General features: G+C 53.1%; 18 protein-coding genes. 17 read left to right on the plus strand and 1 reads right to left on the minus strand.

Translation table 11 applies throughout. The features are described from left to right. The first annotated feature begins 92 nt into the window (after window positions 1-92). The 7 genes from MIH18_RS21090 to MIH18_RS21120 all read left to right on the plus strand — a co-directional run bounded on the left by MIH18_RS21090 (window position 93) and on the right by MIH18_RS21120 (window position 4988). Window positions 93-1100, plus strand: a complete 1008-nt coding sequence (locus MIH18_RS21090) for an Rpn family recombination-promoting nuclease/putative transposase (RefSeq protein WP_249013418.1) — start codon at window positions 93-95, stop codon at window positions 1098-1100. After that, the gene (locus MIH18_RS21095; protein ID WP_249005344.1) at window positions 1100-1255 is read left to right on the plus strand and encodes a hypothetical protein; all 156 of its coding nucleotides are present in this window, start codon (window positions 1100-1102) and stop codon (window positions 1253-1255) included. Before MIH18_RS21090 ends, MIH18_RS21095 begins: the two co-directional genes overlap by 1 nt. 164 nt (window positions 1256-1419) lie before the next feature. Further along, a complete protein-coding gene (locus MIH18_RS21100) occupies window positions 1420-2391 on the plus strand; it encodes an Rpn family recombination-promoting nuclease/putative transposase (protein ID WP_249013419.1) in 972 nt (323 codons plus the stop codon). After that, complete coding sequence (locus MIH18_RS21105; protein WP_249005344.1) at window positions 2391-2546, plus strand: hypothetical protein; 156 nt, start codon at window positions 2391-2393, stop codon at window positions 2544-2546. The genes MIH18_RS21100 and MIH18_RS21105 overlap by 1 nt, the downstream gene beginning before the upstream one ends. A gap of 164 nt (window positions 2547-2710) precedes the next feature. Beyond that, window positions 2711-3682, plus strand: a complete 972-nt coding sequence (locus MIH18_RS21110) for an Rpn family recombination-promoting nuclease/putative transposase (protein WP_249013419.1) — start codon at window positions 2711-2713, stop codon at window positions 3680-3682. Continuing rightward, complete coding sequence (locus MIH18_RS21115; RefSeq protein ID WP_249005344.1) at window positions 3682-3837, plus strand: hypothetical protein; 156 nt, start codon at window positions 3682-3684, stop codon at window positions 3835-3837. Before MIH18_RS21110 ends, MIH18_RS21115 begins: the two co-directional genes overlap by 1 nt. Window positions 3838-4001: 164 nt before the next feature. Next, window positions 4002-4988: an Rpn family recombination-promoting nuclease/putative transposase gene (locus MIH18_RS21120; protein WP_249013420.1), complete on the plus strand. Its 987-nt coding sequence runs from the start codon at window positions 4002-4004 to the stop codon at window positions 4986-4988. Between the two features lie 411 nt (window positions 4989-5399). Here MIH18_RS21120 and MIH18_RS21125 read toward each other — a convergent pair whose 3' ends face one another. Then, complete coding sequence (locus MIH18_RS21125; protein ID WP_249005341.1) at window positions 5400-6593, minus strand: Calx-beta domain-containing protein; 1194 nt, start codon at window positions 6591-6593, stop codon at window positions 5400-5402. A gap of 175 nt (window positions 6594-6768) precedes the next feature. On the opposite strand from MIH18_RS21125, the gene MIH18_RS21130 reads away from it, so the two are divergent. The 10 genes from MIH18_RS21130 (at window position 6769) to MIH18_RS21175 (ending at window position 16058) form a co-directional block, all read left to right on the plus strand. Continuing rightward, a complete protein-coding gene (locus MIH18_RS21130; RefSeq protein WP_249013421.1) occupies window positions 6769-7395 on the plus strand; it encodes a hypothetical protein in 627 nt (208 codons plus the stop codon). Window positions 7396-7502: 107 nt separating this feature from the next. After that, window positions 7503-8279: a SapC family protein gene (locus MIH18_RS21135; RefSeq protein WP_249005339.1), complete on the plus strand. Its 777-nt coding sequence runs from the start codon at window positions 7503-7505 to the stop codon at window positions 8277-8279. A gap of 11 nt (window positions 8280-8290) precedes the next feature. Further along, a complete protein-coding gene (locus MIH18_RS21140; RefSeq protein ID WP_249005338.1) occupies window positions 8291-8545 on the plus strand; it encodes a DUF6447 family protein in 255 nt (84 codons plus the stop codon). Between the two features lie 267 nt (window positions 8546-8812). Then, window positions 8813-9847, plus strand: a complete 1035-nt coding sequence (gene gmd, locus MIH18_RS21145; protein WP_249005337.1) for a GDP-mannose 4,6-dehydratase — start codon at window positions 8813-8815, stop codon at window positions 9845-9847. A gap of 61 nt (window positions 9848-9908) precedes the next feature. Then, window positions 9909-11021, plus strand: a complete 1113-nt coding sequence (locus MIH18_RS21150) for a glycosyltransferase (protein ID WP_249005336.1) — start codon at window positions 9909-9911, stop codon at window positions 11019-11021. A gap of 4 nt (window positions 11022-11025) precedes the next feature. Next, window positions 11026-11913, plus strand: a complete 888-nt coding sequence (locus MIH18_RS21155; RefSeq protein WP_249005335.1) for a GDP-mannose 4,6-dehydratase — start codon at window positions 11026-11028, stop codon at window positions 11911-11913. A gap of 5 nt (window positions 11914-11918) precedes the next feature. Further along, a complete protein-coding gene (locus MIH18_RS21160) occupies window positions 11919-13061 on the plus strand; it encodes a glycosyltransferase family 1 protein (protein WP_249005334.1) in 1143 nt (380 codons plus the stop codon). Next, window positions 13054-14013, plus strand: a complete 960-nt coding sequence (locus tag MIH18_RS21165; RefSeq protein ID WP_249013422.1) for an NAD-dependent epimerase/dehydratase family protein — start codon at window positions 13054-13056, stop codon at window positions 14011-14013. Before MIH18_RS21160 ends, MIH18_RS21165 begins: the two co-directional genes overlap by 8 nt. Window positions 14014-14017: 4 nt before the next feature. Then, window positions 14018-14569 (plus strand): sugar transferase, encoded by a 552-nt coding sequence (locus tag MIH18_RS21170; RefSeq protein ID WP_249014658.1) that lies wholly within the window; start codon window positions 14018-14020, stop codon window positions 14567-14569. A 58-nt stretch (window positions 14570-14627) separates the two neighbouring features. After that, window positions 14628-16058, plus strand: a complete 1431-nt coding sequence (locus MIH18_RS21175) for a mannose-1-phosphate guanylyltransferase/mannose-6-phosphate isomerase (protein WP_249005331.1) — start codon at window positions 14628-14630, stop codon at window positions 16056-16058. Window positions 16059-16073: the final 15 nt, after the last annotated feature.

Below are 16073 nucleotides of genomic sequence, written 5' to 3' on the forward strand. Positions count from 1 at the left end.
TTTTTTGCCTTTGCCGCGCGCGACGGTGCAGGGAAAATGCTTGACAAGCCGAAATGTGGTACAATTGAACATCAGAAATAAGAAGGAAATGAATGGCCAGCAATCACCATGACACCGGCTACAAAGAGTTGTTTAGCCACCCGGAATTTGTGCAGCAGTTGATAGAGGGTTTTGCACCGAATGAGATCGCAAGCCTGATGAACTTCTCCACGCTCAAGCAGCACAGCGGGAACTACATCACGCCGCTGTTTGAGGAAAAGTTTGAGGATGTTGTGTGGTCAGTGGACGTCACATGGAATGGGGTAACGCAGGATGTAGTTCTCTACATTTTGTTGGAGTTTCAATCCAAAATTGATAACACCATGCCGCTGCGCCTGATGCACTATGTGGCTTGTTTTTACGATCACCTGCTGAAGAATCGGTCTACCACGGCGCGGCAAGGCTTGCCGCCGATCTTTCCGGTGGTTCTGTACAATGGCTCTCAGCGCTGGTCGGCTCAACAGGATATTTACGACATGGTGCAGCCGGAACCCCCGGAGTTTCTGAGAGCGTACCAGCCACACCTTCGCTATTACCTGATTGACGAGGGACGCTACACGGATGAAGAATTGAGCAATCACCACTCACCCCTGAGCGGCGTGTTTGGTATTGAGAACGCAGGCCATAGCTGGGAGGCCTTGCAGCAAGCTGTGGATCGAGTGGTTGGGATTATCGAAGCGGATCCTAACAAGGAACGGGTAGATCGTATTATTACCCGCTGGATTAAGCGTCACCTGAGCAGGTTGGGCGCAGGCCTTCATTTGGAGCGGCTCGACAGTTTAACGGAGGACAGAGATATGTTGGCAGAGAATCTGGAAAATCTGGTTAAGAAAGAACGCTTGGAAGGCCTGCAGGAAGGCCTGCAGGAAGGCCTGCTGGAAGGCCTGCAGGAAGGCCGTCAGGAAGGCCGTCGTGAGGCTGAGCTACGCGCCCTGGCGGAGAAGCGCGAGACTGTCCGCAATCTGTTGTCATTTGGGGTGCTTAGTGATCAGCAAATCTCTGATGCCACGGGTTTGAAGCTGGAAGAGATTGCTAAGCTGCGGGTTGAAGACAAACATTGATGCAAAAGAACTTTTTAGTCAGACATAAAAAGGGCAGCCACGGGCTGCCCTTTGTGTTTCTGGTGCCATACTCAGGGTTTGTCGGGTGGTTGCTGGATCACGTGGTGGTCGGCTATGAAGGCTACACTTCGTTTGCGGAACGCGGGTGGCTGTAACGTCGTGCAAAACTGAACGCTTCTTCACGCTGGCCATCAGGCCGCGCGGGGGAGTATTCAGGCGGCTTTCTTTTTTTTGCCTTTGCCGCGCGCGACGGTGCAGGGAAAATGCTTGACAAGCCGAAATGTGGTACAATTGAACATCAGAAATAAGAAGGAAATGAATGGCCAGCAATCACCATGACACCGGCTACAAAGAGTTGTTTAGCCACCCGGAATTTGTGCAGCAGTTGATAGAGGGTTTTGCACCGAATGAGATCGCAAGCCTGATGAACTTCTCCACGCTCAAGCAGCACAGCGGGAACTACATCACGCCGCTGTTTGAGGAAAAGTTTGAGGATGTTGTGTGGTCAGTGGACGTCACATGGAATGGGGTAACGCAGGATGTAGTTCTCTACATTTTGTTGGAGTTTCAATCCAAAATTGATAACACCATGCCGCTGCGCCTGATGCACTATGTGGCTTGTTTTTACGATCACCTGCTGAAGAATCGGTCTACCACGGCGCGGCAAGGCTTGCCGCCGATCTTTCCGGTGGTTCTGTACAATGGCTCTCAGCGCTGGTCGGCTCAACAGGATATTTACGACATGGTGCAGCCGGAACCCCCGGAGTTTCTGAGAGCGTACCAGCCACACCTTCGCTATTACCTGATTGACGAGGGACGCTACACGGATGAAGAATTGAGCAATCACCACTCACCCCTGAGCGGCGTGTTTGGTATTGAGAACGCAGGCCATAGCTGGGAGGCCTTGCAGCAAGCTGTGGATCGAGTGGTTGGGATTATCGAAGCGGATCCTAACAAGGAACGGGTAGATCGTATTATTACCCGCTGGATTAAGCGTCACCTGAGCAGGTTGGGCGCAGGCCTTCATTTGGAGCGGCTCGACAGTTTAACGGAGGACAGAGATATGTTGGCAGAGAATCTGGAAAATCTGGTTAAGAAAGAACGCTTGGAAGGCCTGCAGGAAGGCCTGCTGGAAGGCCGTCGTGAGGCTGAGCTACGCGCCCTGGCGGAGAAGCGCGAGACTGTCCGCAATCTGTTGTCATTTGGGGTGCTTAGTGATCAGCAAATCTCTGATGCCACGGGTTTGAAGCTGGAAGAGATTGCTAAGCTGCGGGTTGAAGACAAACATTGATGCAAAAGAACTTTTTAGTCAGACATAAAAAGGGCAGCCACGGGCTGCCCTTTGTGTTTCTGGTGCCATACTCAGGGTTTGTCGGGTGGTTGCTGGATCACGTGGTGGTCGGCTATGAAGGCTACACTTCGTTTGCGGAACGCGGGTGGCTGTAACGTCGTGCAAAACTGAACGCTTCTTCACGCTGGCCATCAGGCCGCGCGGGGGAGTATTCAGGCGGCTTTCTTTTTTTTGCCTTTGCCGCGCGCGACGGTGCAGGGAAAATGCTTGACAAGCCGAAATGTGGTACAATTGAACATCAGAAATAAGAAGGAAATGAATGGCCAGCAATCACCATGACACCGGCTACAAAGAGTTGTTTAGCCACCCGGAATTTGTGCAGCAGTTGATAGAGGGTTTTGCACCGAATGAGATCGCAAGCCTGATGAACTTCTCCACGCTCAAGCAGCACAGCGGGAACTACATCACGCCGCTGTTTGAGGAAAAGTTTGAGGATGTTGTGTGGTCAGTGGACGTCACATGGAATGGGGTAACGCAGGATGTAGTTCTCTACATTTTGTTGGAGTTTCAATCCAAAATTGATAACACCATGCCGCTGCGCCTGATGCACTATGTGGCTTGTTTTTACGATCACCTGCTGAAGAATCGGTCTACCACGGCGCGGCAAGGCTTGCCGCCGATCTTTCCGGTGGTTCTGTACAATGGCTCTCAGCGCTGGTCGGCTCAACAGGATATTTACGACATGGTGCAGCCGGAACCCCCGGAGTTTCTGAGAGCGTACCAGCCACACCTTCGCTATTACCTGATTGACGAGGGACGCTACACGGATGAAGAATTGAGCAATCACCACTCACCCCTGAGCGGCGTGTTTGGTATTGAGAACGCAGGCCATAGCTGGGAGGCCTTGCAGCAAGCTGTGGATCGAGTGGTTGGGATTATCGAAGCGGATCCTAACAAGGAACGGGTAGATCGTATTATTACCCGCTGGATTAAGCGTCACCTGAGCAGGTTGGGCGCAGGCCTTCATTTGGAGCGGCTCGACAGTTTAACGGAGGACAGAGATATGTTGGCAGAGAATCTGGAAAATCTGGTTAAGAAAGAACGCTTGGAAGGCCTGCAGGAAGGCCTGCTGGAAGGCCGTCGTGAGGCTGAGCTACGCGCCCTGGCGGAGAAGCGCGAGACTGTCCGCAATCTGTTGTCATTTGGGGTGCTTAGTGATCAGCAAATCTCCGATGCCACGGGTTTGAAGCTGGAAGAGATTGCTAAGCTGCGGGTTGAAGACAAACATTGATGCAAAAGAACTTTTTAGTCAGACATAAAAAGGGCAGCCACGGGCTGCCCTTTGTGTTTCTGGTGCCATACTCAGGGTTTGTCGGGTGGTTGCTGGATCACGTGGTGGTCGGCTATGAAGGCTACACTTCGTTTGCGGAACGCGGGTGGCTGTAACGTCGTGCAAAACTGAACGCTTCTTCACGCTGGCCATCAGGCCGCGCGGGGGAGTATTCAGGCGGCTTTCTTTTTTTTGCCTTTGCCGCGCGCGACGGTGCAGGGAAAATGCTTGACAAGCCGAAATGTGGTACAATTGAACATCAGAAATAAGAAGGAAATGAATGGCCAGCAATCACCATGACACCGGCTACAAAGAGTTGTTTAGCCACCCGGAATTTGTGCAGCAGTTGATAGAGGGTTTTGCACCGAATGAGATCGCAAGCCTGATGAACTTCTCCACGCTCAAGCAGCACAGCGGGAACTACATCACGCCGCTGTTTGAGGAAAAGTTTGAGGATGTTGTGTGGTCAGTGGACGTCACATGGAATGGGGTAACGCAGGATGTAGTTCTCTACATTTTGTTGGAGTTTCAATCCAAAATTGATAACACCATGCCGCTGCGCCTGATGCACTATGTGGCTTGTTTTTACGATCACCTGCTGAAGAATCGGTCTACCACGGCGCGGCAAGGCTTGCCGCCGATCTTTCCGGTGGTTCTGTACAATGGCTCTCAGCGCTGGTCGGCTCAACAGGATATTTACGACATGGTGCAGCCGGAACCCCCGGAGTTTCTGAGAGCGTACCAGCCACACCTTCGCTATTACCTGATTGACGAGGGACGCTACACGGATGAAGAATTGAGCAATCACCACTCACCCCTGAGCGGCGTGTTTGGTATTGAGAACGCAGGCCATAGCTGGGAGGCCTTGCAGCAAGCTGTGGATCGAGTGGTTGGGATTATCGAAGCGGATCCTAACAAGGAACGGGTAGATCGTATTATTACCCGCTGGATTAAGCGTCACCTGAGCAGGTTGGGCGCAGGCCTTCATTTGGAGCGGCTCGACAGTTTAACGGAGGACAGAGATATGTTGGCAGAGAATCTGGAAAATCTGGTTAAGAAAGAACGCTTGGAAGGCCTGCAGGAAGGCCTGCAGGAAGGTCGCCAGGAAGGCCTTCAAGAGGGCCTTCAGGAGGGTGCCCTTAAAGCACGGTGTGAGACGGCGAGAAATCTGTTGTCATTTGGGGTGCTTAGTGATCAGCAAATCTCTGATGCCACGGGTTTGAAGCTGGAAGAGATTGCCAAACTGCGACTGGAAGACAAGCACTAGCTTAAAATGTCTCCGCCCGTTGGAGGTAGAGGACAGAGATATGTTGGCAGAGAATCTGGAAAATCTGGTTAAGAAAGAACGATTGGAAGGTATGCAGGAAGGCCGTCAAGAAGGGGCTTTCGAGGCCTGACACTAAATGAGGTCAGCCATCTGCGGGCTCGGCTGACGTCACGACGATTATCGACGGTGCAGGGACAGGTGGGTGCAGGGACAGGCACTCCTTCCTTTTTCTCCTTCCTTTTTTCCGATTGCGACGTTCGATAATGTCGTTTCCCTTGTTGGAGTAACCGATTTCAGCAACACCGACTTCGTCGAGTTCTCCGTTTAAATAAGACGGATTAAATCACTAAAGCTGCATCAATAAAGGGGACAGATTTGAAATCTGTCCCCTGTCCTCTGTCCTATCCCCGTTCAGCTCCAGCCATCGTCATCTACAATGGTGCGCACCGCGGTTAGCTGGGCAACGCCTGCACCAAAACTGCCGCCTTGTGGGTTAAACACATCCAGGTAGAAAGTTTCGTCGGGTTCGAGAAGAGTGTCACCAATCACTTCAACGGCAATGGCCGCTTGTGTTTCACCGGGATAAAGAATCAGTGTATCCGCTACCGCAAGGTAGTCCTCCCCAGCGGTGGCGGTGCCATTCCGAGTGGCATAGTCAACGCTTAACCATTGTTCAACGTCGTCACGAAGGCCGTTGAATTCGAGTAAAAAATAGACGCGTTGCGTACTTGTATTGCTTTCCTGGACCGAGGTAATGACCTCTTCCGCGCGGGTAGGTGCGTTGGGGTCCATCAGGCGCAGGCTCTGGTCAATCCACTGCTGGTAGAAGCTGACTCGCTGAAAGCCTGCAATTTCGCCAAAGCTGCTATCTAGGGTATCGTTCACATCGGGGGACTGTCCGTTGCGGCTGAGCGACGCCACGTAGGTGGCAATACCTGCCACTTTGTCAGCAATATAAGCGGGGCCGCCGCTGTCCCCTGGGGCAATTAGCCCTTCTTCAGCTCCGCGTCCGGTATCGTTTATACCCATTAGTACGCCCAGTGCATCGTTAGCGCTGCTGCCGTTGTCGAAATCAATAATAAGCTGCGATCCAGGCAGTGGGTCAAAGATGATTCCGCGCCCAAAGTCTGTTTTTAAAGACTCGCCCGTGGTGTCGAAGCGGTTTTCAGCAAGGCGCTTTTCGGGCTCGCTGCTGCCGCTTTCCACATGGCCGTTGGCGCCATCTCCGGATAGGCCGTAGCCGACAAGCGTTACCGCACTGCCCAGCTCGTTGCTATCGCGAAATAGAGCGCTTCGTTCCGCACTTATCGGTGCGGGGTTGGTTAACCACACCAGCGCGAGGTCATTATTGCTGTTGGCACGCTCATAAAGAGGGTGTAGAACATACTGTGATGCTTGCAGGGTAATGCGCCCGTCAGGCGTATCCATTCGAACTGAAACGGCATCGGAGCCTTCCAGTACGTGGGCGGAAGTTAGCACCGCCCGCCCGCCGTAAAGAAGTGTGCCAGTGCCATAGAAACCGCCTGCCAATACCTGAACAACGCCGTCGTAGCCCTCATTAGGCAACACTTTATGGCGGTCAGGATTGCGAGTTAGGGTCACCATGGGCCATTACCTCGTGGTCGTTGTATACAGTGAATCGGTATTCTATCTGCCCCAGCTCCCGGTGTAAAAGTCCCCTGAAAAAATGATAGAGTACTTAATCGAAAACGCTCCCAGGAATTTTTCAAAGAAAGCTGCCTGGCGTTCTACCCATTCAGAGTACCTCCGGTTTTTATCCATGAAACAAGAAAGCAATTACCCATTGAGTGATCACTTTACCCTAAGGTTTAGCGCTTACGAGGATAGGCTGCTGCTGTCGACACAGCGGGGCCAGTTTGGGGCCGCAACGTTGTTGCTGACCCGGCGAATGACGGTGTTGGTCATTCGGCAGTTGTTGTCTAAGCTGCCAGATCTTTCTGGCCTTGAAAAAACGCCGCACGCTTATTGGCAGGAGGTGTTGCAGATGGCCCACCAGCGCGCCCTTGCCGAGCGTGCGTCGAGCGGTGCAAAAGAGGCTGCGCCCGACAGCTCGGCAGCCGCCGCAGGCGGGGGGCATTCAGGAGGTTCGGAAGATAGCGATCAGTCAACGGATGAACCTGACCTGTATCTCGCCACCGAAATAACGTCGGAGCTGCGTGAAAAACGGCTGTTGTTGGCTTTTAAAGGTTTGCCTTTGCCAAAGGCGATGCGCACTTCTTGCAGCCACGAACCGGTTGTTGCGTTTACATTGGAGCCAGAGCAGGTGCACCAGTTCCTGGAGTTGATCATTGCGAAATCAACCGAAGCGCAATGGCATTTGCCGTTGGATTTGCCATGGCTGGAGCCGGTTAATAGTGGCGTGTCTGCGAAGACCACCTCCCATTAGAATTTATGTTCGCCGAGGCGCATGAACATGAATACATGGACAGGCAACTCGCTCGATCACATCTGTTACACTGCATTTTTATAAACGTAACGAAGTAGGGATTTTTGATGCCCCAATGGATCGCGCTTTCGCCTAGCCAGCATGCGGGCCAACGCTATTTGCCCCGCGACGGGTATCACTACGCAACGCCGCTAAACGTTGCGGGCATTTTGTTGGCGGAACTGCCTAAACTGCTGCCGCATTATGTTGTGGTTTTTATAAAAGAGGGCGAACACTTTCAGCCGATGGTGCTGCTGGGCATTGGTGAGCAAAATCTTTATGTTGCACCCAATGGCAAATGGCTGGGCGGTTATGTGCCCGCTAGCGTTCGCGGTTACCCCTTCATTCTGGCCAACAATGAGCGGGGTGAAAAAGTTTTTGCCCTTGATTCGCAGCACCTTAGTGACAGCCAAGGTGACATCCTGTTTGATGAAGAAGGTAAGCTGACAGACACTGCTGCCCAATCGCTGGATTTTTTAACCCAATGTGAACGCAACCGCCATGCCACCCAGCAGGCCGCCGACGCATTGCAGCATGCCGACGTCATCGAGCCATGGCCATTAACCATTCAACGTGGTGAAGGGCTAGAGCCGCTGAACGTGAACGGCCTTTGCCGTATCAATGAAGAGGCGCTAAATAACCTTGAAAGTGATGTGTACGCTACGCTGAAGGGCGCCCCCATGGCGCTCGCCCATGCCCAAATGTTCTCTGTAAGCCAGCTAAGCCAGTTAACAGAGCGGGCAGAGTTTCAGGCCAAACACGCGGAATCCAGTGAACCATTGGAAGACCTCGAAGCGTTGTTTGGCGAAGATGACGACGAATTCAATTTTAACTTTGATAGCTAAGGAGCTTAACCATGGCCGATGAACAGAACCAGGTTATCACCATCGATGACACTGAATACAATACCGCCGACCTTTCCGAGAACGCTCGCAACCAAGTGATCAATCTGCAAGTGACCGACCAAGAAATTGTCCGCGTGCAGCAGCAGCTGGCTATTTTTCAAACGGCACGGACCGCTTATGCCCGAGCGCTAAGCGACGAGCTGCCGAAGAAAGAGATCAAAAAAGAAGTCAAAAAAGAAACGAAAAAAAGAGTAAAGCCTGAGTAAAATCTAGACAGAATTATTCATTAGCCTCTGCAGCGAGAGTTGTAGGGGTTTTTTGTGCCTGCGTAGATACACATGTTCGTCTAACATAACAATCCCGTTATCGCGCCCGTCTATTGCGAAGATGATATACTGTTGGCCGTTTAAGAAGCGCCACGCAATCGTTAAAACGCAGATCGTTACGCGAGTGGGGCAGTTGCCAATAAACATTAGATTAACACCGTATCCGTTACCGGTTAGGTTTATCAAACGTGTCAGGAAAGGAATGTTGTGAAAAAAGCAATTATTACAGGTGTTACGGGCCAAGACGGCGCTTATCTGGCAGAACTGTTGCTCGATAAGGGCTATGCCGTTTACGGTGCATACAGGCGCACGGCTTCTGTCAATTTTTGGCGCATGGAAGAGCTGGGCATTTCCGCACACCCGAACCTGCATCTTGTTGAATACGATTTGACCGACCTTTCGACCAATATTCGACTACTGCAAAACACCGGCGCTACTGAAGTTTATAACCTGGCGGCTCAGAGTTTTGTTGGGGTGTCGTTTGACCAGCCTATCACCACGGCCGAAATTACGGGCCTGGGCGCTGTTAATCTTCTGGAAGCGATTCGGATTGTAAACCCGGCCATCCGGTTTTATCAGGCGTCTACCTCCGAGATGTTTGGTAAGGTTCAGGCCATACCGCAACAGGAAGACACGCCGTTTTATCCCCGTAGCCCCTACGGCGTGGCCAAGCTTTACGCCCACTGGATGACCATTAATTACCGCGAGTCTTATGGCATTTTTGCTACCAGCGGTATTTTGTTTAATCACGAGTCACCGCTGCGCGGCCAAGAATTTGTAACCCGTAAAATTACCGATTCGGTGGCCAAGATTAAGCTGGGCAAGCTGAATGTGTTGGAACTGGGCAACATGGACGCCAAGCGCGACTGGGGTTACGCCAAAGACTACGTAGAGGGCATGTGGCGCATGCTGCAGGCCGACGAACCCGACACTTTTGTGTTGGCAACTAACCGCACTGTGACGGTACGTGATTTTGTCAGCATGGCGTTCAAAGTCGCAGATATTGACATTGAATGGCAAGGCGAGGGCGAAGCCGAACAGGCTAAAGATTGTGCTACTGGCGAGGTGGTTGTGCGGGTAAACCCGAAATTCTATCGCCCCGCCGAGGTGGAACTGCTGATTGGCAATCCGGCCAAGGCCAAAGCCGTGCTGGGTTGGGAACCTACCACCAATCTGGAAGAGCTCTGCCAGATGATGGTTGCCGCCGACTTGCGCCGTAACCAGCAGGGCTTTACGTTTTAATGTTTAATCTCTTAAAATCTGCCACAGATGCCAATTTGCGCAATGAGCCGAAGCCCCTGTTGTGAAGGTGCTGCAGTTTTACCGCACTTATATGCCCCAGTCGGAAGGCGGTGTAGAGCAGGCCATACGCCAGATTTGCCTGGCGACTGGCCAGCTTGGAGTGCAGCACCGGGTACTGACGCTGGCCCATGTTGACACCGTTGAGCAAATACAGCGCCCGGAAGCTCTGGTTATCAGGGCGCCGCTGCAATGGGAACCGGCGTCTTGTTCGATGGGCTGGCAGCTGTTTCAGTTGTACCGTGAGCATGCGAAGTGGGCCGATGTAATTCACATTCACTACCCCTGGCCGTTTGCGGATTTGGTGCATGTTCTGTCAGGCGTTCATAAGCCGGTAGTCGTCACTTATCATTCTGATATTATCCGCCAGCGAACGCTGGAACGGTTGTATAGCCCTTTGCGTGCTCGTTTTTTTAAACGGGTAGGCGCAACGGTTGCCACGTCGCCCAACTATATGCAGAGCAGTCTTTTTTTAAACGCTTTGCCGGGTAAAAAAGAGATGATTCCCTTGGGCTTGGACCCACAAAGCTACGCCGCGCCCGATACCGATACCCTGGCAGACGTTGAACGCCAGTTTGGTCATGATTACTTTTTGTTTGTAGGTGTGCTGCGTTATTACAAGGGGCTGCATACCCTGCTTGAGGCGGCCAGCCGTAACAGGCTAAAAGTGGTTATTGCCGGTTCAGGCCCGGAAGAGGCTGCTTTAAAAGCCCAAGCACTTGAACTGGGGTTGTCTGACGTTCACTTTACCGGTTTTGTGACAGATGACGTAAAAGCAGCGCTGCTGGCGAATTGTCGTGCTGTGGTATTCCCCTCCTGCGTGCGCTCTGAGGCGTTTGGAGTTACGTTGCTAGAGGGGCAGCTGTACAGCAAACCGCTGATTACCTGTGAAATAGGAACAGGCACGTCGTTTGTGAATCTTGCGGATAAAACCGGTCTAGTGGTGCCCCCTGAGGATCCTATGGCGCTGGCGCTGGCTATGCGACGCCTGGATGTAGACACACAGTTTGCGCAAGAGCTCGGCAATGCTGGCCGCCAGAGGCTAGAAAAACATTTTTCAGGAACCCAGGTCGGGCAGTCGTATTATCAGCTTTACCAAAAACTGGCAGAGGCATGAAGTGATGCAAAAACGGGTACTTGTCACCGGTTCTCAAGGTTTCACCGGGCACTACATGGTTCAGGAAATGGTGGCTAAGGGGTATCGGGTAACCGGCACCGGCAGCCAGCCAGAACAGCCCGGTAACGACTTTTATATTCAGACGGATTTAACCCGTTCGTCAGCGGTTCAGGCGCTGGTAAACAAGGTACAACCGAATATTGTGATCCACTTGGCCGCGCTGGCGTTTGTGGGCCATGACGACGCCAATGCGTTTTACCGGGTGAATCTGATGGGTACCCGTAATTTGCTTGAAGCCTTGGCCAATACGACTATTCAGCCCGAGTGTGTGTTACTGGCCAGCAGCGCCAATGTGTATGGCAACCAGGCCGAAGGCTTGCTGGATGAAACAACGGCGCCGGCGCCGGCTAACGATTATGCAGTGAGTAAGCTGGCCATGGAGTACATGGCCAAAACCTTTATGCCGCGTTTGCCGATTGTTATTGCTCGGCCCTTTAATTACACCGGTGTAGGCCAGAACGAACAGTTTCTAATACCCAAAATTGTGGCTCATTTTCAACGCCGGGCGCCGGTTATCGAGCTGGGTAACCTGGATGTATCGCGGGACTTCAACGATGTTCGTGCGGTGGTGGCGGCCTATAACGGGTTGATTGAACAATGCCCGCTGGGGCAAACCTTCAACGTTGCTTCGGGCCGAGGGCATTCGCTGGGTGACATTATCAAACTGTGCCAGAAACTGACCGGTCACAGTATAGACGTGCAGGTAAACCCCGCGTTTGTTCGTGCCAACGAAGTCAAAGTGCTGTGCGGAGATGCCAGTCGCTTACGCCAGGCGGTTCCCGGTTGGCAACCACAGCCGTTGGAGCAAACTTTGCAGTGGATGCTAGCGTAACTGTAATGAAGATTATTTTGTCTATTGATACGGTACGCTTTCCGCTAACGGGCGTGGGGCGCTATAGCTACGAACTGGCGCGCGGCTTGCAGCAGCACTCGCAGGTAACGGAGTTGAAACTGCTAGGCGGTTTGAACTTTAAAGCGACTCTCCCCGTTGCTGGCGCAAGCGCCGGCAGCCATCACGTTTTGAAGCGTGTAATACAGGGCAATAGGCTGGCGGTGGCGGCTTACCAGAAGTTGCAACCCGTTTTTCGCGCTTTGCGTTTGCGTTCTATGGGCGATCATATCTATCACAGCCCCAACTATTTTTTACCACCTTTTGCAGGTCGAAAAGTAGCCACGTTTCATGATTTGTCAGTGTTCAGATCGCCTGAATACTTTGACCCAACAATGGTGAATTATCTCCGCAAAGGCTTCGAGCATACTTTAAAAACGGCTGACCGCCTGATCACTGACTCTGAGTTTATACGCCAGGAACTGGCTGAGTTTTCGGGTTGGCCTTTGTCACGCATTCATACGGTGCCGTTGGCGGCGGCACCGGATTTTCGGCCCCGTTCGGCGGTAGAGGTTGCGCCGAATCTTGCCCGCTACAACCTGGCGTATCAGGGCTATACCTTGTATGTAGGCACGATAGAACCCCGCAAAAATCTGATGCGTCTGATAGACGCCTACGGTACGTTGCCGCTGACCATCCGCCAGCGCTGGCCATTGGTTATAAGCGGTTATGCGGGGTGGCAAAGCGATGCCATTCATGAGCGGATGCGCCGCGCAGAAAGTCAGGGTTGGCTGCGCTACTTGGGGTTTGTACCCGCAGACGATTTGCCGGCGTTGTACGCCGCAGCGCGGGTGTTTGCGTTTCCTTCTTTGTACGAAGGTTTTGGGTTGCCTGTGCTAGAAGCCATGAGCTGCGGTGTGCCTGTGGTGTGTTCTAGTAGCGCATCTTTGCCCGAAGTGGCAGGCAACGCGGCCCTTATGTGCCAGCCCGAAGACACGGCCGCGCTGGGTGAAAACCTGAGAGTTGCCTTGGAGGACGAACCTTGGCGAGTTCAGGCAACAACGGATGGGCTGGCCCATGCCGCCGGCTTTTCCTGGGAACAGTGTGTAAACCGAACTGTGGATGTGTACAGGCGGTTACGTAATGACTGAGCACGCTAGGGTGTTGGTAACCGGAGCCACCGGCTTTATTGGTAGCGCTTTGGTGAGTGTTTTGGCGCAGCAAGGTGTTGTGGTAACGGCAGCGACAAGGCAGCCGGCGGCCAATGCATCCCCTTCAGTCAGAAACATGGCTGTAGGGGCGTTGTCTGCCAACACAAACTGGGCCCACGCGCTGGCCGGACAAACAACGGTAGTGCACTGTGCGGCGCGTGCCCACGTGATGCAAGAAACCGCCACGGACCCAACGGCCCTTTACCGCGAGGTGAATGTGCTGGCCACGTTGCATTTGGCGCGCCAGGCAGTGGCCGCCGGTGTGCGACGGTTTATTTTTATCAGCACCATTAAAGTGAATGGTGAAAGTACAGGCCCTGGCCAGCCTTTTACGGCTTGCACCAAGCCCGGCCCGCAAGGTGCCTACGCTGAAACAAAGTACGAGGCAGAGCTGGGTTTGCAGGCGCTGGCGGCGGAAACCGGCCTGGAACTGGTTATTATTCGCCCGCCCTTGGTGTATGGCGCAGGTGTTAAAGGCAATTTTTTAGCCTTGCTCAAGTTGGTTAAAACCGGTGTGCCACTGCCGTTTGGCCGTGTTAATAATCGGCGTTCGATGGTGGCTTTGCCCAATTTGCTCAGTTTGATTGGTTGTTGTGTTGACCACCCTGACGCCAGTGGACAGGTGTTCTTAGTAAAGGACGGTCAAGATTTTTCAACAACGGAGCTGTTGCGTGCGCTGGCGCGTGCTTTGGGCCAGTCTTTGCGCCTGTTTCCTGTGCCGCAGAAACTGCTATATCTGGGCGCCTGCATGGTTGGCCAGCGCCTGCGCGCCAAGCGATTTCTAGAGTGTTTGCAAGTGGATGACAGCGCTACCCGTGAGCGCCTGAACTGGGTGCCGCCTTTAACCGCAGGCGAGGCTCTGGTGCTTTGTTTTGGCGTGGCGGAGCTTTGAAATGCTGATACGTGCGCTGGATTTTTTGTTGTCTTTACTGGGGTTGCTTGCGGGTTTGCCGTTTTTGCTTGTGTTGTACCTGGTTGGCCTGTTCGACACGGGCAAACCGCTGTTTTTTCAGCAGCGGGTAGGCCGGCAGCAGCAGCCTTTTATTCTGGTGAAATTTCGCACTATGCCGGTGAATACGGAATCGGTTGCCAGCCATCTGGTTGGCGGTAGCGCGGTGACGTCTTATGGCCGGTTTTTACGCCGAACCAAACTGGATGAATTGCCACAGCTGTGGAATGTGTTAAAAGGTGAAATGAGCTTGGTAGGCCCGCGGCCATGCCTGTTTAACCAGCATGAACTGATTGATGCCAGGGCGCGCCTCGGGGTTTACGTCGCCAGGCCCGGAGTGACAGGTTTGGCGCAAACCACCGGTATTGATATGTCGACGCCGGAATTACTGGCGCAAACCGACGCCAAGATGCTGCACAATTTAACCCTTGGCGGCTACTTTCGTTATTTGTTTCGAACGCTGCTGGGGCAGGGTAAAGGCGACGGTACCTTCCGCTAATGCATTGTCGACATTTTTCTTGTGTCGCTAACCGAATTGAACCAAAAGGATTTATTCAATGACAGTCAGTTTTCAACCCGTTGTGATGGCCGGGGGCACAGGCTCACGGCTTTGGCCGCTGTCGCGCCAGCTGAATCCCAAGCAATTTCTAGCCTTGGCAGATGCCAGCCTTTCATTGCTGCAGGCAACGATTGCGCGCCTGAACGGGCTGAACGCGGCCGCACCTAACTTGGTGTGCAATGAAGAACACCGGTTTCTGGCGGCGGAGCAACTGCGCCAGATTGGCATGGAAAACGCCGGTATTTTGTTAGAGCCTGTGGGCCGGAACACAGCCCCGGCCATCGCGCTTGCGGCGCTGCAGGCGCTGAATGCGGCGGAAGACAAGAGCGAAGATCCGATACTGTTAATTCTTGCTGCCGACCACCTGATTCGTGACCTGGATGCATTTCACCAGAGCATTCACCATGCGCTGGGCCAGGCCCGAAAGGGCAAACTTGTGACTTTTGGCATTGTGCCCACTCATCCGGAAACCGGCTTCGGCTATATCGAACGCGGTGGTGAGCAGGTTGGCGGTAGTTACGGCGTGAAGCGCTTTGTTGAAAAGCCAAATGCGGCGGTTGCACAGGAGTACTTGGCCAGTGGCAATTACCTGTGGAACAGCGGCATGTTCATGTTTGGCGCTCGTCGTTATCTGGATGAGCTGGAACTCTACCGCCCGGATATTCTTGCGGCCTGCCGTTTGGCCCTGGCCGGTTCCAGCTGCGATGCACCGTTTACCCGAGTAGACGCCATAGCCTTTGCCGCCTGCCCGGACGAATCCATTGATTATGCGGTAATGGAGCACACCGATTCTGCTGTTGTGGTTCCGCTTGATGCGGGCTGGAGTGATATTGGCGCCTGGTCGTCGCTGTGGGACGTCAGCGATAAAGACAGTGAAGGTAATGTCAGCAAAGGCGACGTCATCGCCCACGCGACTCGCAATTCCTACTTGCACGCTGAACATCGCTTGGTAGCTACCTTAGGCGTTGATGACCTGGTGGTGGTGGAAACCAAAGACGCTGTGTTGGTTGCCCATAAAGACCGGGTGCAGGATGTGAAAAAGATTGTTGAGAAAATTCGTCACGATGGCCGCCACGAACACATGAACCATCGCGAAGTATACCGGCCTTGGGGGATGTACGATTCAATCGACAACGGCGTTCGCTATCAAGTAAAGCGGATTACCGTAAAGCCGGGCGCGAAACTGTCTGTGCAAATGCACCACCACCGTGCAGAGCATTGGATTGTGGTGAGCGGAACCGCGCGGGTAACCAATGGCGACAAAACGTATTTGGTGACAGAAAACCAATCTACCTACATTCCTGTAGGGCAGGTTCACACACTGGAAAACCCCGGTGTTATTCCGCTGGAGTTGATTGAGGTGCAGTCTGGTAGCTATCTGGGGGAAGACGACATTGTGCGGTTTGAGGATAAGTACGGCCGCACTTAACTTTGTGTTAAAAAA

It is taken from the genome of Marinobacter sp. M3C (assembly GCF_023311895.1).
Lineage (GTDB): Bacteria > Pseudomonadota > Gammaproteobacteria > Pseudomonadales > Oleiphilaceae > Marinobacter.